The organism is Schaalia sp. 19OD2882, assembly GCF_018986735.1.
GTDB lineage: Bacteria > Actinomycetota > Actinomycetes > Actinomycetales > Actinomycetaceae > Pauljensenia.
This window is the reverse complement of record NZ_CP065521.1, coordinates 1-21,742: the sequence shown is the minus strand read 5'-3', so window position 1 is coordinate 21,742 and position 21,742 is coordinate 1. Positions and strand designations below refer to the sequence as shown.

At 65.6% G+C, this 21,742-nt stretch carries 20 protein-coding genes and 2 tRNA genes; 4 read left to right on the top strand and 18 right to left on the bottom strand.

The window, feature by feature from the left end:
• Positions 1–32: 32 nt before the first annotated feature.
• The 4 genes from I6B53_RS00110 to I6B53_RS00095 form a co-directional block, all read right to left on the bottom strand.
• On the bottom strand, positions 33–1,019 hold the full coding sequence (locus I6B53_RS00110) for an ABC transporter permease (RefSeq protein WP_216764265.1): 987 nt from the start codon (positions 1,017–1,019) through the stop codon (positions 33–35).
• The gene (locus I6B53_RS00105; RefSeq protein ID WP_216764264.1) at positions 1,009–1,989 is read right to left on the bottom strand and encodes an ABC transporter permease; all 981 of its coding nucleotides are present in this window, start codon (positions 1,987–1,989) and stop codon (positions 1,009–1,011) included. Before I6B53_RS00105 ends, I6B53_RS00110 begins: the two co-directional genes overlap by 11 nt.
• Complete coding sequence (locus I6B53_RS00100) at positions 1,979–3,505, bottom strand: sugar ABC transporter ATP-binding protein (protein ID WP_216764263.1); 1,527 nt, start codon at positions 3,503–3,505, stop codon at positions 1,979–1,981. Before I6B53_RS00100 ends, I6B53_RS00105 begins: the two co-directional genes overlap by 11 nt.
• A 64-nt stretch (positions 3,506–3,569) precedes the next feature.
• On the bottom strand, positions 3,570–4,643 hold the full coding sequence (locus I6B53_RS00095) for a substrate-binding domain-containing protein (RefSeq protein ID WP_216764262.1): 1,074 nt from the start codon (positions 4,641–4,643) through the stop codon (positions 3,570–3,572).
• 268 nt (positions 4,644–4,911) lie between these two features.
• Here I6B53_RS00095 and I6B53_RS00090 point away from each other — a divergent pair, with 268 nt between their 5' ends.
• Positions 4,912–5,301, top strand: coding sequence for a YchJ family protein (locus I6B53_RS00090; protein WP_216764261.1), 390 nt, complete (start codon positions 4,912–4,914; stop codon positions 5,299–5,301).
• A 279-nt stretch (positions 5,302–5,580) separates the two neighbouring features.
• Here I6B53_RS00090 and I6B53_RS00085 read toward each other — a convergent pair whose 3' ends face one another.
• Together I6B53_RS00085 and I6B53_RS00080 are read right to left on the bottom strand one after the other, a co-directional pair.
• The gene (locus I6B53_RS00085; RefSeq protein ID WP_216764260.1) at positions 5,581–6,387 is read right to left on the bottom strand and encodes a DNA alkylation repair protein; all 807 of its coding nucleotides are present in this window, start codon (positions 6,385–6,387) and stop codon (positions 5,581–5,583) included.
• Positions 6,388–6,444: 57 nt separating this feature from the next.
• On the bottom strand, positions 6,445–6,825 hold the full coding sequence (locus I6B53_RS00080; protein WP_216764259.1) for a cytochrome b5 domain-containing protein: 381 nt from the start codon (positions 6,823–6,825) through the stop codon (positions 6,445–6,447).
• 54 nt (positions 6,826–6,879) lie between these two features.
• Here I6B53_RS00080 and I6B53_RS00075 point away from each other — a divergent pair, with 54 nt between their 5' ends.
• Together I6B53_RS00075 and I6B53_RS00070 are read left to right on the top strand one after the other, a co-directional pair.
• Entirely contained in the window at positions 6,880–7,758 is an 879-nt protein-coding gene (locus tag I6B53_RS00075) for a TetR/AcrR family transcriptional regulator (protein WP_216764258.1), read from the top strand.
• 92 nt (positions 7,759–7,850) lie between these two features.
• Positions 7,851–8,738, top strand: a complete 888-nt coding sequence (locus I6B53_RS00070; protein WP_216764257.1) for a fructose bisphosphate aldolase — start codon at positions 7,851–7,853, stop codon at positions 8,736–8,738.
• A 546-nt stretch (positions 8,739–9,284) separates the two neighbouring features.
• On the opposite strand, the gene I6B53_RS00065 is transcribed toward I6B53_RS00070, so the two are convergent.
• Together I6B53_RS00065 and I6B53_RS00060 are read right to left on the bottom strand one after the other, a co-directional pair.
• Positions 9,285–9,506 carry a hypothetical protein gene (locus I6B53_RS00065; protein ID WP_216764256.1) on the bottom strand — a complete coding sequence of 74 codons (222 nt, stop codon included), beginning with the start codon at positions 9,504–9,506 and terminating at the stop codon, positions 9,285–9,287.
• Positions 9,478–9,948, bottom strand: a complete 471-nt coding sequence (locus I6B53_RS00060) for a hypothetical protein (RefSeq protein WP_216764255.1) — start codon at positions 9,946–9,948, stop codon at positions 9,478–9,480. The genes I6B53_RS00065 and I6B53_RS00060 overlap by 29 nt, the downstream gene beginning before the upstream one ends.
• A 271-nt stretch (positions 9,949–10,219) precedes the next feature.
• On the opposite strand from I6B53_RS00060, the gene I6B53_RS00055 reads away from it, so the two are divergent.
• The gene (locus I6B53_RS00055) at positions 10,220–10,900 is read left to right on the top strand and encodes a TetR/AcrR family transcriptional regulator (RefSeq protein WP_216764254.1); all 681 of its coding nucleotides are present in this window, start codon (positions 10,220–10,222) and stop codon (positions 10,898–10,900) included.
• Here the strand turns inward: I6B53_RS00055 and I6B53_RS00050 are convergent.
• The 10 genes from I6B53_RS00050 to dnaA form a co-directional block, all read right to left on the bottom strand.
• A tRNA-Ala gene (locus tag I6B53_RS00050) sits at positions 10,874–10,946 on the bottom strand. The genes I6B53_RS00055 and I6B53_RS00050 overlap by 27 nt on opposite strands.
• Before the next feature lie 22 nt (positions 10,947–10,968).
• A complete protein-coding gene (locus I6B53_RS00045; RefSeq protein ID WP_216764253.1) occupies positions 10,969–11,106 on the bottom strand; it encodes a DLW-39 family protein in 138 nt (45 codons plus the stop codon).
• Between the two features lie 30 nt (positions 11,107–11,136).
• Positions 11,137–11,213: transfer RNA gene (locus I6B53_RS00040), tRNA-Ile, on the bottom strand.
• Positions 11,214–11,510: 297 nt separating this feature from the next.
• Positions 11,511–11,906: a DUF3566 domain-containing protein gene (locus tag I6B53_RS00035; protein ID WP_216764252.1), complete on the bottom strand. Its 396-nt coding sequence runs from the start codon at positions 11,904–11,906 to the stop codon at positions 11,511–11,513.
• Positions 11,903–14,497 (bottom strand): DNA gyrase subunit A, encoded by a 2,595-nt coding sequence (gene gyrA, locus I6B53_RS00030; RefSeq protein ID WP_253953890.1) that lies wholly within the window; start codon positions 14,495–14,497, stop codon positions 11,903–11,905. Before gyrA ends, I6B53_RS00035 begins: the two co-directional genes overlap by 4 nt.
• Positions 14,498–14,553: 56 nt before the next feature.
• Positions 14,554–16,587: a DNA topoisomerase (ATP-hydrolyzing) subunit B gene (gene gyrB, locus I6B53_RS00025; RefSeq protein WP_253953889.1), complete on the bottom strand. Its 2,034-nt coding sequence runs from the start codon at positions 16,585–16,587 to the stop codon at positions 14,554–14,556.
• Positions 16,588–16,763: 176 nt separating this feature from the next.
• Positions 16,764–17,612: a DUF721 domain-containing protein gene (locus tag I6B53_RS00020; protein WP_253953888.1), complete on the bottom strand. Its 849-nt coding sequence runs from the start codon at positions 17,610–17,612 to the stop codon at positions 16,764–16,766.
• On the bottom strand, positions 17,599–18,801 hold the full coding sequence (gene recF / locus I6B53_RS00015; RefSeq protein WP_216764250.1) for a DNA replication/repair protein RecF: 1,203 nt from the start codon (positions 18,799–18,801) through the stop codon (positions 17,599–17,601). Before recF ends, I6B53_RS00020 begins: the two co-directional genes overlap by 14 nt.
• A gap of 12 nt (positions 18,802–18,813) precedes the next feature.
• A complete protein-coding gene (gene dnaN / locus I6B53_RS00010) occupies positions 18,814–19,950 on the bottom strand; it encodes a DNA polymerase III subunit beta (protein ID WP_216764249.1) in 1,137 nt (378 codons plus the stop codon).
• A 376-nt stretch (positions 19,951–20,326) separates the two neighbouring features.
• Complete coding sequence (gene dnaA, locus I6B53_RS00005; RefSeq protein WP_216764248.1) at positions 20,327–21,742, bottom strand: chromosomal replication initiator protein DnaA; 1,416 nt, start codon at positions 21,740–21,742, stop codon at positions 20,327–20,329.

The window sequence follows — 21,742 nt, the reverse complement described above, 5'->3', positions numbered from 1 at the left end:
GTTCAAGTGGCGAGGGCGCGAGTGGGCTTCCCTCAACTGCGCAGGCGTCTTTGACGCCCGTAGAGGGCGAGAATGGCCAGCAGGACACCACCGTTGACGATGGTGCGCACGGCCTCAGGGATGTTGACGGTTGTGAGGAAGGAGTTGAGCACGGTCAGGACGATGGCTCCGATGAACGAACCCGCGTAGCCGCCCACACCTCCCGAGGCAAGGGTTCCTCCGATGATGACTGCTGCCACCGAGGGCAGGGTGTAGGAATCGGCCAAGTTGAGGAAGACGGACTCGGTGTAGCCGACCAGCATGACTCCCCCCAATGCGGCGAAGAGCCCGGAAAGGGCGTAGGCCTGTACGACTCGCGCGGCAACGGGCACCCCGGAAAGCCGCGCCGCCTCCCTGTTGGCTCCGACAGCGTGGATCTCCCAGCCAAAGCGAGTGCGACGCAGCAACACGATGACCATGGCGGTGACGAGCATCCAGGTCCACACAACTCCCGGCACCCCCAGGAGGAAACGCCCTCCGACCAGTGTCGTCAGCGCAGGTGCGGCGCGTCCTGCAGCCACACCCGCGGTGTAGGCCAAAGCCGCCCCCTGGACGACTCCCATCATTCCCAGTGTCATGACGAAGGGCGGGATGCGCAGGGCAACTATTCCGAGGCCATTGACCAGTCCGACCAGGGCCCCGGCTGCGAGCGCGAAGAACACTCCCTGGACGACATTGGCGTTGGAGCCGTCCATGACCCGTGCGGCGATGATCGCAGCCAAGGTCGCGACCTTGCCCACGGACAGGTCGATGCCGTCTCCGCCCGCCAGGATGACGATCGTCTGTCCGACGGCGATGAATCCGAGGAAGCTGGCGACGCGGAGCATGGACACGACCTGTCCCGGGGTTGCGAATCCAGGAGAGACCACTTGTCCGACCATGAGCAGTCCAAGAGCGATGAGGGCCGAGACGGCGATTGGGTTTCGCGCGAGGGCGGCGAGCACTGCGGGGGCGCGGTGGGTGTGAGCGTCAGTTGCCACGATCGGCTCCTCCCCTGGTGGACAGGACGGACAAAGCCAAGGCGGCGATGATGACGAGGCCGCTTGCGAGTTGCCGGAAGGTGGTGGGCACTCCGACGAAGAAGAGGATGTTGGAGGTCAGCGAGAGAATGAGCGCCCCGGCCATGGCGCCCGGGCCGGATCCACGCCCGCCGGACAGGGCGATCCCGCCCAGGACGCAGGCGGCGATGGAGTCCAGGGCGATGTTGGCTCCGATGAACGGGTCCCCGGAACCCGTGTTCGCCAGAATCGCCAAGGCTGCCAAGGAAGCTATGGCTCCGCAGACCGCGTAGGTGCCCACACGCACTCCAGTGACCGGCACCAGTGAGGCGTAGGCGGCCTCGGCATCGGAACCCACTGCCTTCACGTGACGCATGAAGACCGTCGCCGCCAACACGACCCACACGCTCAGGCACACACCGATGAGAAGGAGTGGTACGGGTAACGGCCCGACAGCCATCCGGTAGACGGCGGTCATCGAGGGCGGGACGGCTCCCCCGGGACTGGGCAGCACCAGCAGGGTGATTCCGGAGAACACCGATGCGGTTGCGAAGGTCGCGATGAGTGGCTGCAGGCGCAGGACTCCGACGACCAGGCCGTTGAGCGTGCCGCATGCCGTACCTGTGGCCAGGGCGGCGGCGAATCCGAGAGGGGTCAGACCATCGTGACCGTTCATGACCGTCAGGGCGGTGACCGAGGCGAGGGCGGTGATCGCGCCGACGGACAGGTCCAGGCCCCCTCCGATGATGACCACCGCCTGCGCCAGGGCCGCGAAGACCAGGGGGACGAAGGTGGCCAGGTTCGAGGTGACGGAGTACAGGGTGAAGAAGGTGGGTTGCAGCAATGCGTTGGTCACGAGAGCGGCCACGAGCAGCGACCAAGTGACCACGGTTGCGGGCGTCATTCGGGCGGTACGGGCGCGCCGCGACGCCCTCGTCGATTCAGTGTCCACCGCGAGTCTCCCTTCCGTGGCCGCGCCCTGCAATTGCGGCTTCGACGAGGTTGCCCGGCGTGATCTGCTCGCCGATCAGTTCTCGTACAACACGTCCCTCGAACATGACGAGGACCCTGTGACACATTGCAGTGAGTTCCTCGTCATCGCTGGAGTTGAGCAGAACGACGCTTCCCGCTGCTGTCAGCTGGTGGATGATCTGGTAGATCTCTCTTTTGGCTCCCACGTCGACGCCTTTGGTCGGATCGTCGAGGAGGATGAGTCGGGGTTCACGGACGAGCCACTTTCCCAGGACCACCTTCTGCTGGTTTCCGCCCGAGAGGCTGGTGACCGGGTCCGCCAGGTCACTGATCTTGATCCCGAGGCGTTGGACCTGTTCGTTGGCACAGGACCGTTCGGCGCGCATGTCGACCAGGCCACCTGGTCTCGTACGCGCGCGCAGGGACGCGATGGAGAGGTTCTCAAGGATCGAGCGTTTCCCCATGAGCCCTTGACTGTCTCGGTCGCCCGGCACCAGGGCCATCCCCACAGCCATGGCGTCGCGTGGGCGCCCTGGTCGGAACTCGGTGTCGTCGACACGCACGGTCCCCGACGTGGCTTGCTGCGAACCGAAGAGGGCGTGGAGCAGGTTGGACTGTCCTTGTCCCTGCAGGCCGCCCAAGCCGATGACTTCTCCGGGTCGTGCCTTGAAGGAGATGTCGCGGAAGCCGGCTCCCGTCAGTTGACGCACCTGGACGCAGGGGGCGGTGGTCTTGTCCGGTGCTGTGCTGGGAACTGTTGTCACGTCGGAGCGTCCCACCATGATGGTGATGAGGCCGGCATCGTCAGTGGATGCCATGTCCACTCGGGCGATCGTGCGGCCGCCCCTCAGGATGGTGGCGGAATCGCAAAGTTCACGAATCTCCTCCATGCGGTGGGAGACGATGACGACCGCAGTCCCGTGTTCTGCCATGCCTCTGGTGATGTCGAAGACGAGTTCGACCTGGTCGCGTCGCAGTGAAGCGGTGGCTTCGTCCAGGACCAGGATCCTCGGGCGGCGCCCGATGACCTTTGCGAATTCGACCAGTTGACGTTGCCCGGGGGACAGGGCCGAGACGGAAGTGTTCAGGTGCACTCCGACGCCAAGACCCGGTGCGATGAGGTCGAAAACCTCGTCCACTCGATCGGAGGTCCCTCGGGTCCGCAGGAACCCCCATCGCGATTCCTCAAGTCCCAGCACAAGATTCTGTCCGATGTCGAGGTGCGGGACGACGGAGAGTTGCTGGTGGACGGCGGCTGTTCCGTGTCGGTTGGCATCCATGGGGCAGGTGATGCGTACGTCGTGACCGGCGATCCTGATCCGCGCATGGTCCGGGCTGACTGTTCCTGCCAGGACCTTGTTCAAGGTCGACTTGCCGGAGCCGTTGGGACCGAGAAGGCCGTGGATCTCGCCCTCGTCGACCGTCAGGCTCGCATCCGAGAGTGCGCAGACACCGCCGAATCTCTTGGTGACCTCGCTCATCTCCAGGAGCGCCATTGCTCCTCCTGTTCAATGTTGATGACTGCCCCGGCGAGACCACGTTGTCCCGCCGGGGCAGGGCTCACTTGAGGAATGCCGCGACCTGTTCCGCGGTCAGGACGGAGTCCAGGACGTATGTGTCCGGCTTGTCCTTCACCTTTGCCCACTCGGCATCGAAGGTGTCGTTGGTGAGCAGGGGCTGCAGGGGCAGGACGATGGTGTGCCCGTCGGTGATCTTGGCCGGGTCGACGGTCTTTCCCTGCAGCTGTGCGATGGCGAAGTGCAGGGCGGTGCCACCGGTTCCTGGCGGATTGACGACGCCAACCGACTTGAAGCCCTTGTCCTTGAGCTCACTCCACATTCGCATGAATCCCACGCGTGCTTCACCGGCGACGACGAAGGAGTTGTCCTTGCCGGCGGCTTGCACTGCGCGCAGGACTCCTTGAGCCATGCCGTCGTAGGTCCAGATGCCCTTGATGTTGGGGTAGGTCGCCAGCAGTTGAGTCGCAACCGTCTGCCCAGTGGCCTGGTCCCAGCCTCCGTCAGCAGTGGCCACCACCTTGATCTTCTTCGCGTCGAAGACTTCTTTGGCGCCGGCCCACCGTGCTTCAGTGGCCGGGTTGCCCGTGGTGCCGGAGACCACGGCGATCTCTGCGCCTTCCCCGACCTGTTCGGCGAACCATTCGGCGCTGGCCTTGCCGAGTTCCTTCTGGTCGATGCCGATGTTCGTGACCTTGGTTGACTCGACAGCCTGGTCGATGGCGTAGACCTTGATTCCTTGACCGACTGCCTCCTCGAAGACGGCGGACAGGGCGGTTGCGGAGTTCGGGTCGACAATGATGACGTCGACCCTCTTGTTGATGAGGTTGCGAATCTGTTGGATCTGTCCGTTGGCGTCGGCGTCGGCGTTCTCCAGGACCAGTTCTTTGACCAGTCCCTGCTGCTTGTACTCGTCGAAGACGCTCTGGATGTCTTCGATCATCTGGGTGCGGTACTCACTTCCCACGAAGGCATTGGAGACCCCGATGGTCCAGGGGCCTTCGGAAGCGCTGGTCGCGCCGGAGGTCGCAGCCTCCGGTGTCGGGGTGGTGCATGCGGCGATCATCGCGGCCGTGGCCGCCAGGGCGGCGCCGATGCCCAGCCGGTTGGTCTTCATCGTCATATCTCCCTTGACATCCGATGCTTCTTTTCAGGTCAAAAAAATTACCTGATGGGCATACGCTATCCCCCTGCCGCGCAGCCGCATCCGATCCGGCAAAGTTGTTATGGAACTGTGACGCCCGTCGCACTCGACACCCTTGCGGTGCAGCCGGAACTCAACGCCACGACAACTCACCAGTCGAGAGGGACACCGGCGAGCAGGGCGGGCAGTGAAGAGATGCTGAGGAGATGGACTCGTTCCCGCGTCCCACTACCCTGACCTCATGACCCGTTGCCCATGCTCTTCGGGGCGCGACCTGAACCATTGCTGCGGCCCGTATCTGGACGGCTTCCCGGCACCCACCGCGGAGGCCCTGATGCGTTCGCGCTACAGCGCCTTCGTCCTGGCCAATGAGGACCACCTGTTCCGCACTTGGCATCCGCGTACGCGCCCGACCCTTCCGCATTGCGATGGATCGGTGACGTGGTGCGGTCTGCGAATCGTCGACGTCGTCGCCGGTGGCCCCGGCGACGAGGAGGGGGTGGTCGAGTTCATCGCCGGTTTCCGCTCCAGTGGCGATGGTGCACTCACATCCGAGCTGCACGAGCGTTCCCGTTTCACGCGACGCGCAGGGCGCTGGTTCTACGTGGACGGCGAGGTGGATCCGACATGATCCCTTGACCGGCACACCGGCATGGTCCTGCTCTCAGGAAACTCCTAGGTTCACACTGGGATGCTCCAAGGTTCGACCAATACCTTGTACATCACAAGGCAGGAAGCCGGAAGCAACCTACACGAGGTCCGCAAGAGTTTCTGCCGGAGAGGGAGCCGCATCGGGAGAGACTCGCACTGTGTTGATGGGATGCCAAGAGGGGTCGGTCTTCGGACCGGCCCCTCTTGGTGTGCGCTTCCGGGTGGCGCGCATTGCACCCGCCTCAGGTGCCCGTGGCGGCTACCCGGGGCCCGCCGATCCCGCACTGACTTCTTGGTGGCGAACCGGCCCCAGTGCGTTCATTCGCGGCTCTCCTGTGCAGCGGGGGTGGAGGGGACATGGGGCGCGGACGCGGCGGAACTGGCGCGGCAGGCCGGCACGCACCTGGCGCAGCAGGTCCTTGGTGGTGTCGGGAATGCGGAGGGACTCCAGTGACTTCTGGATCGCCTTGCGGCGGGCAGCGGGCGGAAGACGGCCCTCCACCAGCCATGGCAGGGTCTCCTCAGGCTGGTGGGCCAAGGCAGTGGCGAAGTACCAACCCTGGACCATGTGCAGGTAGTACTCATCCGACTCGATCCCGGCCACCAGGGCGTGGAATTCGGGTCGGAAGTGCTCGCGCAGGAAGTGTTCCATGAGCATGCACACGGCGAAGCGGCGTGTGTACACGGCACTGTCCGGCCCGATCCACCGGCGGATGGAGACTTCCAGGCGCTCGGGGTCCTTGGCCAGTGCCTTCGGCGAAAGCGAGTCACACGATGCCCAGTTGTCCACATACGGCAAGAAGGCGTCAATGCGCATGTACACGGTGTCCAGGTCACGCTCTTGGGCGATCAGAAAGCTGTGGAGCAGGTCCTCGTCCAAGGTGGCGTGGGGCAGTGCGTCGAGGAAGGCCAGTGCCTCCTCTCGCCTGTCCCGCCAAGCCCGTTTCGCGATTTCGCGCAGGGCCGGGTTGCGCGCTCCCTTGATGCGCGCCGGATCGATGGTGGGCACCAAACGTGCCAAGAATGCGGCATTGTCCGCATCTGCCAGGTGGTCGACGTCCAACATTCCCACATGGTCGCACGGGTGCCCGCCCCACGGGGGCGCAGGTGGGGTCTGCGCTGTTCATTCCAGAGAGCCGACGACCGGCAGCTTCTGGAGGTAGGTGATTCCGTGATGGGACTTGACGAAGGACTCGGTGACGTCAGCACCGGGTTTGACGCCGTGGTGCTTTCCTCGCACCCAGGAGGGCACTCCAGAGACGTCATAGACCTTTCCGTCCACGGCGATCCAGCAGTGGAGGGCGTCACCACAGGTGGCGGCGCTCAGTTCGGCGCGTGAGACGGTCACGGTGTCCAGCGTGTGTTGTTCGGCGGCGGTGAAGGTCCTGTGCAGCTTGGTCCGATCTCCGACATTGGGCGAAGCGTTCGACAGGAGGAGGATGGCGACCGCCGCGACGGCGACCAGGGCGAGGGTGCCGCCAATGATCCAGGGAAGCATGCGCATGTTGTCCTCTCCATGAGACACAGTGTCTCATCAATGTGTGAGACAGTATGTCTCATGACTCCTTCGACGCGCAAGACCCCCGGGGCCGCAGACCGGATCATCGACGCCGCGCTGAAAACCCTCAGCACCGAAGGCCTGGAGGTGGGTCTGGAGAACATCCGCATGGAAGAGGCCATCGCCGTCTCGGGAGTCTCTCGGGCGACGGCTTATCGACGCTGGCCCAGTCGCCAGGAGTTCTTGACCGACGTCCTCGTGGCCGCGGTGACCCGGACCGACCTCATCCCCGAAGGGGAGGAGGACATCCGCTTGCTCATGGAACTGGTCGAGGCGCGCATGCCCCGCCTCCACCTGGACCAGGAGCGGCGGGACCTCGTCGTCGAGGCACTGCGATTCACCTTGGACGCCGACATCAAGCGCCTCATGCACTCGCGCCAGTGGCGCACCGCCATGTCCTTGTCCGCATTGCATCCCACCTTGGAACCCGCCTCCGTACGTGACCAGGTGGGGGTGGCCCTGCGCGAGGCCGACAGGCGCCTGGACACTTCCCGCGCCGCGATCTACCGGAACCTGGCCTCCATGATCGGGTACCGGCCCGTCATCGACGTCCGCCACGGTGAAGAGGACGCCTTCGACTCCCTGGCACGCGCAGCCGGGGTGATGATGAAGGGCGTGCTGTTGCGCGCCCTGCCCGATCCCGGGTGGATCGAGCGCCGCCAACGCGTCCACCTCTTCGGATGTTCACACCCGCTGGACTGGTCCGAGCCCGAAAGGATGCTCGTCCAATTGCTGCTCAGCCACCTCGAACCCGACCCCGACCTGGTCTGGGACCAACAGAGTGTGCGAGTCAGCCACGCCGCCCTCGTCGAATTGGTCAGGACACTGTACGGAAGGGTGCCCGGCGATGCGGGAGAAGCGGACCCCGTCACCCATTGACCGGGGCGAGGCACCCCTTGGGCCACTGTTGATGCGAATGATTCTCATGTAGGCTGATCGGGTACCCACCGCCGACCAGGTCAGGAGAGCCCATGTCCCACGCCGAGATGCTCCAGCGCTTCGAGAACGACCCCGGCTTCATCGCCGCCCTCGACCAGTCGGGTGGATCCACCCCCCGCGCTCTGGCCGGCTACGGCGTCGACGCCTCGCAGTACTCCACTGAAGCCGAAATGTTCGACATCATCCACACCGCCCGCACCCGGGTCATCACCTCGGAGGTGTTCACCAAGGAGCACATCCTGGGCGCCATCCTTTTCGAAGGCACCATGGACCGCGAGATCTCAGGACGCGGCACCGCCGAATACCTGTGGGCCGTCAAGGGCATCGTCCCCTTCCTCAAGATCGACAAGGGCCTTGCCGACGAAATCGACGAAGTCCAGCTCATGAAGGACATGCCCGAGCTGGACGCCCTGCTGGCACACGCGAAGGAAAAGGGCGTTTTCGGCACCAAGGAACGTTCCGTCATCCACGCCGCCAATGCCGAGGGCATCAAGCGTGTGGTCGACCAGCAGTTCGAGGTCGCCGAGAAGGTCATTGCCGCAGGTCTCATGCCGATCGTCGAACCCGAGGTCGACATCAAGACTCCCGACAAAGCGCAGGCCGAAGCCATTCTCAAGGCCGAGTTGCTCGCGCACCTCGATGCACTGGGGGACAAGAAGGTCGCCCTCAAACTCACCCTGCCCGAGCAGGACGACTTCTACGCCGACCTGGTTGCCCACAAGAACGTCTCGCGTGTGGTCGCCCTGTCCGGTGGCTACCCGCGTGAACTGGCCAACCAGAAGCTCGCCCGCAACCACGGGGTCATCGCCAGCTTCTCCCGCGCCCTGCTCGACGGTCTGACCGCCCAGCAGAGCCAGGAGGAGTTCGACCAGACCCTTGCGGCAACGATCAAGGCCACCTACGAGGCTTCGATCGCGTGAGACGAGTCCGGCGCAGGCGATTGCGGATCGACGTGAAGAATCCTTCGCACTGACCTGCACCGTCGGCTCGTCATTGCACGAAGCGGCGTCCCTCCTGCGCGGGGCGCCGCTTCGTCATGGCCTTTTCGCCGGCACACGGCTGAGGCTGGAGTGCCCGGCGGCCCGTTGACGGTCAGGGTGGTGGCTGACCTGGTGAGCGGAGGAGTCATCAACAGTCAAAAGCATGGCGCCCTGCCCCGACCGCAGAACATTCCGCACACAATGCTGTGTGCGGGCCCGGGGCCGCTGCCGCCATGAAGCCCGGAATCTGGCCACTTTCATCCAAGTGCCGACACCTTGATGGTGCACATTGTGTGCGGAATCAGGAGGAGCGGCCCGGTGTGGGCGGGGTCGGGTCCTTCCGCGCCTCGGTTTCGCACACAATGCTGGTCACGACTGCGGAGTACACGGCACGGGAGGCCCGAAATTCTGCCAGTCCCGTCACCCGTCCAGCGCGCCGATGACGCACATTGTGTGCGAAATGGTTCGCCGGTGACACCGCCCTCCTCAGGAGGCGGTCGCCTTCCACGCCTCCACCAATTCCTGTTGTTCGGGCGCGATGTTCTTGCCCGGCGCGGTGACGTCCAGAATGGGACCCGTTCGCCGAAGGCCGCGATGGACCAGAATCGGCCCCTTGTCCGAGATGGTGCGCAACTTCCTGAAGACGAGGACCGCATCCGCGTCTTCGTCGAGGATGACTTCAGTGTTTCCCCTGAAACTGATCCTCACTGCGCCGAGCGAGCGAAACTCGACCATGTTCCTCATCATGCCGGACACCTGCTCCCACGGGACCTCGAAGGTGCACCTCGGCGCTTGGGCAGTCGGCCGCCATGTGGATCAGTGGGCGCTCCCCGAATTGCGGCCCGCAGACCGCGGGCATCGGGTCCTCGCTCACGATCTCCATCTCGGTGTAGTTGGCATCGATGATGATGTCGACCCCGTTCGGCAGCGCCGCCACGGCCCCCGGCGGATCGGGCACTGGCGCGTTGGTGTGGGCTCGTATGCGTTCCCACCAGACGAACCATCCGACTCCCAGAACCTTGAGGGCGCCCACCATCTCGTCCCTCGTGGCAAGTGTGATGCGGCGCCCCTCGTACTTCGCCGGGTGCGACTCCGTGATGATCTCGCGATCCTCGGGGTACAGCCAGGACGTGCACTCGACGTCGGTCACCGCCACTTTCTGGCCGCCATCGCCGAGGGTTTCGGCCAAGGCCATCGGTCTTTGCCGCGGTAGAGCGTCGGCACCGTGAAATCGGTGCACGAGTGCTCTTCGTTGACGCTCTTGGCCAAGGTGCTCGGGCGTTCAACGGCGCCAGCGGGAAGGGACTCGTCCGCCTGCACCCACTGTGTTCCAGGCACAGGTCACTGGGTGCAACGCGACCGTCCCGACGTGGTGCTGCCGGCCATGATCGACTTCCTGCGCGGAAGGAAGTGAGGTCCGAATGCCACGTCCTCTCATTCCTCATCGGCGCGAACGCATCCTCGATGCCGCCCATGCCTTGATCCTGGAGCGCGGCTTCAATGCGATGAGCATCCAGGCGATCGCCGAGAGGGTCGGAATCGCAAAGGGTGCGGTGTACCGCGAGTTCACCAGCAAGCAGGAGATCCTCGATGTCCTGCTGACCGAGTCGATGGGTCGCATGGTCCGGGCCAGCAGGGCATTGCTGGGCGAGGAGCCTTCGCGGCTGAGCAGCGCTTACCGGGTTGGGGTGCGGGTGCTCCTGGACGAGCCGTTGATGACTGCCGCTTTCCTCGATGACGAGGGCGTCCTCGGCACCTACATCTCCGAAGTGTCGGATGGCCGCTACAGAGCCCGGTACTTGGCGGTGGTCGAATGGATCCGCGAGCTCCAACGTGCCGGTGCACTGGCGGCTGACGTCGACGCCGAATCATTGGGTCTGGCACTGTCGAGCACGACCCTGGGTCTGCTCACCGCCGCCAAACACCTGGGACCGTTGACCCGGGATCAGCTCGAAGGCGCCCTTGAGGCGATGGAACACATGGTGTCGAGGCTCGAGGACTCGGCGGTGTCATCGGAACAGACCGACGATCCCATGATGAGGGCACCCGAGCCACCGCGGGTCGGGGATCAATTGTGGAGCCAACGGGACTCGAACCCGTAACCCCCTGCTTGCAAAGCAGGTGCGCTACCAATTGCGCCATGGCCCCGAAGGGGTTCGCCTTCGCCTGGTCAGTCGAGGGCGGGGGTGTCCGTGACGGACTGCCACAACTCGGCGTCGGTGGAGAGGTCCTGGACGATCTGTCGAACGACGAGGCCGACGGCCACCGCCGTGCCCACGAGCGCCAACGTGGTGACCCACTTCTTCACGGGAACCTCCGATTCCGTGCCGCATGTGGCTGGTGGGCCTAGGTGGGCTCGAACCACCGACCTCAGTCTTATCAGGACTGCGCTCTAACCTACTGAGCTATAGGCCCGTTCGCCTCTGGGGCGAACCGTGCCCCGTCAGGGCACCGGATCATGTTACACACGACGGCCCCAACTGGGCAAAGCGGCCCACGGTGACCTCCGGCACGCCCCGAGGCGCCGATGAGGACAAGTTCCGAGCGCTCTCACCGACGTCACTGCTTCGAGCCGACGAAGCCGTACCGCCACCGACGTCGCAACGTCGGTGGCGAGGTCACGACGTCGGTAACCGGGCCACAACATCAGCAGCAACGGGCGAGGCCCGAAGGCCCCGCCCGTCCTGTCACACTCTGCGAGTCGGCCTCAGCTCACTCGTCCATCAACGACACCCGGATGCCACCCACCAGAGAAGCGATGACGTTGTACAGCAGCGCCCCCAGCGTCGACATGGCGGTCAGCAACACCACGTTCACCACGGCGATGATGGTCGCATACGACATGACACGCGGCAGTCGCACGTACTCCAACAGGGCAGAGAACCGCTCGGCGCCGATGGACTTCAGGAAGGACTCGATGTCGGCGAAGACGTGCATGCCGTCGACCATCATCCACAGGACCATCGTCGAGATGACCATGGCGATGCCCAGGCCCACGGAGAGCAGGAAGCTCACCTTCATGACGGTCCACGCGTCGATCCGCGCGATCGACAACTCGACGCGGCGCGGCGCACCGTCCCTGGCCAGCACCTTGCTCGGCTCGCTCATCGCTCATCCTCCTGCTCGTCGGTCTCGTCCGACGGTACAACTTCGAAGGCCCCTTCGGCATCCCCTTCGATCGGCTCGGACATCTCGTCCTCGTCCTCGGGCACCTCTCGCTCCGGGTTCGGGGTGACCGCGATGATCCTGTCGTCGGCGTCCGGACGGGCGAAGATGACACCCATCGTGTTGCGCGAGGTGGGTCGCACGTCGGAGGCGTTGACCTGCACCAACTTGCCCGATTCCGTGATGACCATCACGTCCTCGTCGGGGGCCACGACGAGGGCGCCCACCAGGCCGCCACGCTCGTCGACCAGCTTGCCCACACGCACACCCAAGGTGCCCCGACCCTTCGTCGGGTACTCCTCGACGGGGGTGCGCTTGGCGTAGCCGGACTCGGTGACGATCAGCAGATCCGTGCCCTCACGCGGCACTTCCATGGTGAGCAGTTCGTCGCCCTCGCGAAAACGCATGCCGCGCACGCCGGAGGTGGAGCGGCCCATGGGCCGCAGCTGCTCGTCGGTGGCGGCGAAGCGGGCCGCCTGGCCGTCACGTGAGACCAGCAGCAGGTCGTCGGTGGCATTCGCGATCTGGGCGCTGACCAGCTCGTCGGGGTTGCCGGCCTCGTCTTCACGCAGGTTGACGGCGATGATGCCGCCGGTGCGGGCGCTGCGGTAGTCCTCCAGGCGGGTCTTCTTGACCAGGCCGGACTTCGTGGCCAGGACCAGGTACTCGGCCTGGTCGTAGTCCTCGATGGCCAGGACCTGGGCAATGTGCTCGTCGGGCTGGAAGGCCAGCAGGTTGGCCACGTGCTGTCCCTTGGCGTCACGCCCGCCCTCGGGGATCTCATAGGCCTTGGCCCGGTAGACGCGACCCAGGTTCGTGAAGAACAGCAGCCAGTGGTGGGTGGTCGTGACGAAGAAGTGCTCCACCACGTCGTGGCCCCGCAGCTGAGTGCCGCGCACACCCTTTCCGCCGCGCTTCTGGGAGCGGTAGTTGTCGGTGCGGGTGCGCTTGGCGAAACCGTCGCGGGTGATGGTGACCACCACGTCCTCCTGCGGGATAAGGTCCTCCATGGACATCTCCCCGTCGAAGGGCACGATGGTCGTGCGGCGCTCGTCACCGTACTTGGTGACGATCTCTCCCAGTTCGGCCGACACGATGGAACGCTGACGCCCAGGGCTGACCAGGATGTCCTCCAGGTCCTTGACGCGGGCTGCGAGTTCAGCGTGCTCGTCGAGGATCTTCTGGCGCTCCAGGGCGGCCAGGCGGCGAAGCTGCAGGGCAAGGATCGCATCGGCCTGGACTTCGTCGATCTTGAGCAGCAGTTGCAGTCCCGTGCGGGCCTCGTCGACCGTGGGCGAACGGCGGATCAGGGCGATGACCTCGTCCAGGGCGTCCAGAGCCTTGAGGTAGCCCTCCAAGATGTGCAGGCGTTCCTTGGCCTTGGCCAGGCGGAACTGGGTGCGACGCACGATGACTTGCAGCTGGTGGGTCACCCAGTGGCGCACGAACCCGTCCAGGCTCAGCGTGCGGGGAACGCCGTCGACCAGGGCCAGCATGTTCGCCGAGAAGTTCTCCTGCAGGCTGGTGCGCTTGTACAGGTTGTTGAGGACAACCTTGGCCACCGCGTCGCGCTTGAGGACGATGACCAGTCGCTGGCCGGTGCGTCCGGAGGTCTCGTCGCGGATGTCGGCGATGCCCTGGATGGAGCCGTCTCGCACCAGCTGGGCGATCTTGTCGGCCAGGTTGTCGGGGTTGACCTGGTAGGGCAGTTCGGTGACGACCAGACACTGGCGGCCCTGGAGTTCCTCGAGATTGACGACGGCCCGCTGAGTGATGGAACCGCGGCCCGTCCGGTAGGCGTCCTCGATGCCCTTGCGTCCCATGATGGTGGCGCCGGTCGGGAAGTCGGGGCCGGGAATGATGCGCAGCAGCGCCTCGAGCAGCTCCTCACGGCTGGCCTCGGGGTGGTCCAGGTACCACTGGACGCCCTTGGCGACCTCACGCAGGTTGTGGGGCGGAATGCGGGTGGCCATACCCACCGCAATACCCTCCGAGCCGTTGACCAGCAGGTTCGGGAAACGGGACGGCAGAATCGTCGGTTCTTGGTCGCGACCGTCGTAGTTGTCCTGGAAGTCGACGGTGTCCTCGTCGATGTCGCGAACCATCTCCATGGCCAGAGGCGCCATCTTGCACTCGGTGTACCTGGGGGCCGCGGGCCCCAGGTTGCCGGGGGTGCCGAAGTTGCCCTGACCGGCCACCAGCGGCGCGCGCAGCGACCACCACTGGACCAGTCGGGCCAGGGCGTCGTAGATGGCCGAGTCGCCGTGCGGGTGGTAGGTGCCCATGACATCGCCGACGACGCGCGCCGACTTCGAGAAGGACGAGGTCGGACGGTATCCGCCGTCGTACATTGCGTAGAGGATGCGGCGGTGGACGGGTTTGAGGCCGTCGCGCACGTCGGGCAGGGCGCGCCCGACGATGACGCTCATTGCGTAGTCCAGGTAGGAGCGCTGCATCTCGTGCCGCAGGTCCACCTGCTGCACCCGGTCGTAGTGCTGTGCTTCCTCGGTGTCGGTGGTGTTCGTGTCGCTCACATGTGTCCTTGGTGCGTCGTGTGGGGACGAGGGCGGCGCGCGCCCTGTCGCTGGCGTCAGATGTCGAGGAAGCGCACGTCGGAGGCGTTGCGCTGGATGAAGGAGCGGCGCCGGTCGACGTCGTCTCCCATGAGGATCGAGAAGATCTCGTCGGCGTCGGCGGCCTCGTCGAGGGTCACCTGCTTGAGGACGCGGCGCGACGGGTCCATGGTGGTCTCCCACAACTCGTGGTCGTTCATCTCACCCAGACCCTTGTAGCGCTGGATGCCACCTTCCTTGGGCAGGCGCCTGCTGGCGGTGGTGCCCGCCTCCAGCAGCTGGTCGCGTTCCTTGTCCGAGTAGGCGAACTCGTGTTCGGCGTTGGTCCACTTGATCCGGTACAGGGGCGGCATGGCGATGTACACGTGTCCGCCCTCGACCAAGGGCCTCATGTAGCGGAAGAGCAGCGTGAGCAGCAGGGTCGCGATGTGCTGGCCGTCGACGTCGGCGTCGGCCATGATGACGATCTTGCCGTAGCGCAACTTGTCCAGGTCGAAGTCCTCGCCGATGCCCGTGCCGAAGGCGGTGATGAGGTTTCGGATCGTCTCGCTGGACAGTGCCTTGTCCAGGCGTGCCTTCTCGACGTTGAGGATCTTGCCGCGGATCGGCATGATCGCCTGGTGCTCGGGGTCGCGCCCGCCAACCGCGCTGCCCCCTGCCGAGTCGCCCTCGACGATGAAGATCTCGCAGTCCTCGGTGACTCTGGAGGAGCAGTCACGCAACTTGCCGGGCATGGAGGCGGACTCCAGCACGCCCTTGCGACGAGTGGCCTCGCGAGCCTTGCGGGCGGCCAGACGCGCCAACTGGGCCTGCTGGGCCTTGGAGACGATGGCCTTGGCGTCGGCGGGGTGGGCGTCCAACCAGTCGGTGAGCAGGCTGTTCACCGTCTTTTGGACGAAGGTCCGGGCTTCGGTGTTGCCCAGCTTCGTCTTGGTCTGACCTTCGAACTGAGGTTCGGTGAGTTTGACGGAGATGACGGCCGTGAGTCCTTCACGCACGTCGTCACCGCTGAGATTGTCGTCCTTGTCCTTGAGCAGTCCCTTGTCACGCGCATAGCGGTTGACCACGCCGGTCAGGGCCGTGCGGAAGCCCTCCTCGTGCATGCCGCCCTCGGTCGTGTTGATCGTGTTGGCGTAGGTGTGCACGGAGGAGGAGTAGGCGCTGGTCCACTGCATGGCGATCTCCAGGGACATGGTGCCCTCGTCGTTCTCGCACTCGAAGTCGATGATGTCGGCGTTGATGACCTCGGTCTTCTTCGTCGAGTCCAGGTAGGCGACATAGTCGCGCAGGCCGTGTTCGTAGCAGTAGGTGACACTGCGGTGGCCGGGCTTCGGGTCGTCGCCCGCGCCGCCCTCGTCACCGGTGATCTCGTCGCCCTCGTCAACGGCCCACTCGCGCTCGTCGGTCAACGAGATGCTCAGTCCCTTGTTGAGGAAGGCCATCTGCTGGAAGCGGGCACGCAGGGTCTCGAAGTTGAACTCGACGGTCTCGAAGATCGCCGGATCCGGGTAGAAGGTCTGGGTGGTGCCGGTGGCGGAGGTTTCCTCGCCCTTGACCAGTTCGGTGATGGGGGTGCCACCGTTGGCGAAGGACATGCGCCAGACGTGACCCTGCCGGCGGATCTCGGTGTCCACGCGGGTCGACAGGGCGTTGACCACGGAGATGCCGACACCGTGCAGGCCGCCGGAGACCGCGTATCCGCCGCCGCCGAACTTGCCGCCGGCGTGCAGGATCGTCATGACGACCTCGACGGTGGGTTTGCCTTCGGTGGGGTGGATGTCCACGGGGATGCCGCGTCCGTTGTCGGCCACGCGCACGCCGCCGTCGGCCAGGATGGTGACGTCGATGTGGTCGGCGTACCCGGCCAGGGCTTCGTCGACGGAGTTGTCGACGACCTCGTAGACCAAGTGGTGAAGGCCTCGTTCCCCAGTGGATCCGATGTACATGCCGGGCCGCTTGCGCACGGCCTCCAGGCCTTCGAGGACGGTGATGTCCGAAGCGCCGTAGCCCTTCGACCCGTCGTCGACGGTCGTCGCGTCAGTCTCAGCCAAAACCCTGGCTCCCCTCATCGCCCGCACGCGGTGCGCAGGCTGTGGACAATCCCCGCAATTCTACCAAGTCGGAGCGTTCCGACCCGGTTCGCGCAAGGCGGCCCCACCCTCGTCAAACACCTACTGACCTGCAAGTATGCGGGTGTGACAAGTCCCACCCCGGGGTTGGGCGGGGCTCAGCCGTAGGTGTCGCGCGGACCGCGCCCGGGAACCGACCAGGGGCCCTTCTTCCAGGACCTCTGGGCGGGCCCGCGCACGATGACCTGGGTGACGACACCCGGCCCGACTTCCTCGGCGATGCGACGCTCCACGGTGGGCAGCAGCAATTGCATCTGCTTCATCCACGCAGTTGAGGAGGTGCGCACCACCAGGGTGCCTGCGTCGAAGGTCTCGACCTCGCAATGCCTGGCCACGTCCGGGCCCACGATGGTCGGCCACTTGGCCATGACCGAACCCATTTTCGCGGGGGTTTCCCAGCCATTTAGGCGCATGAGTCGCTCGACCGTCCCGCCCAGGGAGCGCGGCTGACGGTAGCGTGTGCGTTGTGCCGCCATGCCTGCGCTGCGCACCCATCTTGCCCCGGATCGGCGGGTGGCGGCATCGACTGCAGTGAGGTCGCCGTCGACGTCGGCGCGAATGGCAGCACGACGCAGAGCGTCCTCGGAGGTGGGATTCGTGGCTGCGCCACCGGTGGCGCGTCGCGCCCCGGCCTCGTGGGCATTGATCCCGGCACTGGACTCGCCGCGGTCCTGGGTGCCTTCCGGCACGAGGTCGAGGCCGGCGGCGGAGAGCTCGACCGCGTCGGATTCGCGCGTGCCGCTGCGGCCGAAGGACCCGGTGCGCGGGGCCATGGAGGAAGGCAGGGTGGTGCGCAGGTGCCCGCGTCGACGAGCCACCACCTGCGCCCTCTCCAAAGCCCTTGCCGCGAACCCTCGGAATTCGACCTCTCTGGCCTCGAAATCCGACGCACCTCCAGTCGCAGCCGGCCCGTGCTGGGCCTCAGGGGCTTTGTCAGTGCCCATCATCGGCCTCCAGAACCATCGACCCATGGTCCGGGTCGAAGCGGACCCTGCGCACCCGGGCACCCAGTGACTCGGGCACGTCCTGCTCGACCGCAGCGGTCACCAGGACCTGGTCCGCATCACGCACGACCTCCGCCAGAGCACGCCTGCGGGCGGTGTCGAGTTCGGCGAACACGTCGTCCAGGACGAGGATCGGCTGCTCACCGTCCTGTTTGAGGACCTCGAACGCCCCCAGTCGCAACGCCAGCGCCACCGACCAGGACTCGCCGTGGCTGGCATAGCCCTTGACCGGCATGTGCCCCAGGTGCAGGCCGAGGTCGTCCCGGTGGGCACCCACCAGGTTCACGCCGCGTTCGACCTCACGGTCGCCGACCAGCCGCAGCGCCTCCAGCATCCGACCGGTCTGCACCTCCACGTCCTCCAAGGGGTCGGCATCGGGCGCAATGTGGGGCTGGGGGAGTTCCTTGTCGAGTGAAGCCTCGAAGACCATTCGCAGTGAGCGGCCCGAGTCGGCCACCGTGTCGTGGGCCAGGCGGGCGGGTTCGGCCAACAGCCGCACGGCCTTCGCACGCGCCGCAGTGAGTTTGGCGGACAACTCCGCGAAACGCTCGTCCCACACGGACAGGGTGGACAACTCCGGGGTGCGCCCCCTGCGCAGCGCCGACTGGGCCTGCTTGAGCAGCGCCGCCCTCTGCCGGGCCACCTTGTCGAAGTCGGCCTTGACACCCGCCACCACAGGCGAGAGTTGAATGGCCAGTTCGTCCATGAAGGTGCGACGCACAGCGGGGTCTGCGCGCACAAGCGACAAGTCCTCAGGGGCGAAGACGACCGTCCGAACCAGGCCAACGACTTCTCGGGGCCGCACCTGCGTGCGGTTCAAGCGCGCACGATTGGCCTTCCCCCGCACGATCTCCAGCTCGACGACCTGCTCACGACCGCCCGACAGGACCGCTTTCACGCGGATGACCGCCCCACCCGGCGCCGCCTCGCCCTCGCCGGCGGGAATGCGGACCAAGGCTCCTTCGGCGGCCACACGATGCGAGGAGAAGGTGGACAAGAAGGCGATGGCCTCGACCAGGTTCGTCTTTCCTTGGCCATTGGGGCCCAGAAGCACTGTGGCACCGGGATCCAACTCCAGGACTGCGTGGCGGTAGGAGCGGAAGTCGTCGACCGCCACGTGCGACACGCGCACGAGGCACCGACCTCACATGCCGAAGCGAATGGGCATGAGCAGGTAGCGGAAGTGCGTGACCTCGCCACCGTCGGCCTTCTCCTGGCCCGTCATGACGGCCGGCTTGTTCGGGTGGGTGAAGCCGAATCGCACGAAGTCGGTGTCGATGACGCTGAGCCCGTCAATGAGGAACTGCGGGTTGAAGGCCGTGGCGATCTCCTCGCCGAAGAGCTGTGCCTCGATGGCTTCGGAGGCCTGGGCGTTGTCACCCTGGCCGGCCTCGAGGACGACCTGCCCCTCCGAGAAGGACAGGCGCACACTCGTCTTGCGTTCGGCCACCAGCGACACGCGCTTGACCGCTTCGAGCAGCACGTGACGGTCGGCGACGGCCTGGATGGAGGTCGACTCGGGGAAGAGGCGACGCACCGGCGGGTAGTCGCCGTCCATGAGGGTCGAAGTCGTGCGGCGTCCGCCGGCGGTGAATCCGATGAGCGAGGAGGCTCCCGGCGCGGCATCATGCGACAGGCCCAACTCCACCTTCGCGCCACTGGTCATCGACTTGGCGACATCCTGCAGGATCCGCGCCTTGACCAAGGCGGCCTCTTCGACGGAGGAGTCAACGGGCTGCCATTCGAGTTCACGCATCGCCAGGCGGTAGCGGTCGGTTGCCAGCAGCGTCATGCGCTCACCCTCGACCTCGATGCGCACGGCGGTCAGCAGCGGAAGCGTGTCGTCCTTGGAGGCGGCCACACTCACTTGGCTGACGGCCTGGGACAGGGTGTGGGAGTCCACGGCGCCGGTGGTGGCCGGCTGGGCGGGTAGCTGCGGGTACTCGTCCAAGGGCATGACCGCCAGCGCGAAGTGGGAGGAGCCGCAGGTCAGGTTCACCTTCTGACCATCGAGTTCGATGGTGACGGGCCGGTTGGGCAAGGACTTGGAGATGTCTGCCAACAGGCGCCCGGAGACCAGGACTTCACCGGGTTCCTCCACCGAGGCGGGGATGCGGGAGTTGGCGGAGACCTCGTAGTCGAAGGAGGCCAAGGTGAGTTCCTCACCGGCGGCGGTGATGCGCACACCGGCCAGGATCGGGGAAGCGGGGCGCACGGGCAGGGCGCGGGCGGTCCAGGACACGGCTTCGGCGAGGACGTCGCGGGCGACGGTGAACTTCATTCCGGTCCCTCCCGGTGATGCTAACACTTCCGCATCACTCTACCCGTTCCTCACGGCCGTGCGCGCATCCGACGAGCGGCCCCGGATCCCTTTGAAGGCTGTTCACAGGAGTCATGGATGAAATGATTCGTCATAGTCATCGGGTGTGTGGAAACTGTGGAAACCGTCCGTTTTGCGCGAAATCACGCAGAAATCGTCGGTGGATGTCGTGGGGAGCGACCTGTGCACGCACCAGTGTCGCCTGTGCACGCAGCGTCGCGAGTCTGCGGGCCGTCCACAGCAGGATGTGTGTTGTGCACTGCCCGGGCCCCGGGATCCACCGTCTGTGCACATCGGGGTGTTGACGGCGCGGTGGCGGTGGGCGCGAGGGCGGGTCTCAGGCCTCGCGAGCCTTCTGCTTGATGCGAGTGGTGAGCTCCTGGACGTGGTTGAAGGTCTCGCGCTTGCCGGCCATCTGGGACTGGATCTTCTTGTTGGCGTGCATGACCGTCGTGTGGTCGCGACCGCCGAAAGCCGAACCGATCTTCGGCAGGGAGAGCTCGGTGAGCTCTCGGCACAGGTACATGGCGATCTGGCGGGCCTCGACGACGGTGCGTGAACGCTCCTGCGAGCACAGCTGGTCGATGGTCACCCCGAAGTAGGCGGCGACCTGGCCCATGATGAGGGGTGCGGTGATCTCGGTGTCCTGAGGGTCGGAGATGAAGTCCTTGAGCAGCATCTCCGCCAGGGCCAGGTCGATGCGTTCATTCGACAGGTTCGCAAAGGCGATGACGCGGACGAGGGCCCCCTCGAGTTCGCGGATGTTGGAGGAGATGCGTGAGGCGATGAACTCCAGGACCGCGGGGTCGATCTCCAACTGGTCGGCCGCGGCCTTCTTCTGGAGGATCGCGATGCGTGTCTCCAGGTCCGGCGGCTGGACGTCGACCAGAAGGCCGGCCGCGAAGCGTGAACGCAGGCGGTCCTCGATGCCGGAGAGTTCACGCGGCGGCATGTCGGAGGTCAGGACCACCTGCTTGCTGGCGTTGTACAGGGTGTTGAAGGTGTGGAAGAACTCCTCGACCGTTTGTTCCTTGCCCTGGATGAACTGGATGTCATCGATGAGCAGCACGTCGATCTCTCGGTAGCGGCGCTGGAACTCTTCGGCACGGTCCTCGCGGATGGAGTTGATGAAGTCGTTGGTGAACTCCTCGGAGTTCACGTAACGCACCCGCAGGTGGGGGAACAGGGAGCGCGCATAGTCGCCGATGGCGTGCAGCAGGTGGGTCTTGCCCAGGCCCGAGTCCCCGTAGATGAACAGGGGGTTGAAGGCCATGCCGGGGCTCTCGGACACGGCGAAGGCGGCTGCGTGGGCGAAACGATTCGACGCGCCGGTCACGAAGTTGTCGAAGGTGAACTTCGGGTTGAGGTGGGTGGTCGTGTCATCGGAGTTGACCGGTGGGGCCGCAAGGGACGAGGGCGCCTGGGCGTTGCGTGGGATCGTGTCGATCGGCAAGGAGGAGTGGTCGTCGAAGGGGTCGGCAGCAGGTTCGGGAGGGGTGATGGTCGGGTCGACGGTCAAGGCGGTGCGCACGGTGCGACCCAGCGCCAAGGACAGGGCGGCGTCGACCGTGTCGGCAACCTCTTCGATCTTCTTCTTGGCGGTCACGTGGGGCACGGCCACGAGGATCGTCCCGTCGATGTCACCGAGGGGCCTGGCCGAGTGGAGGAAGGCCCTTGCCGCAGGTCGGAGGGTACTTGCATCCAGGTTTTCCACGGCCTGGATCCAGGCGCTGGAGAGCGAATCCGCTGTCAC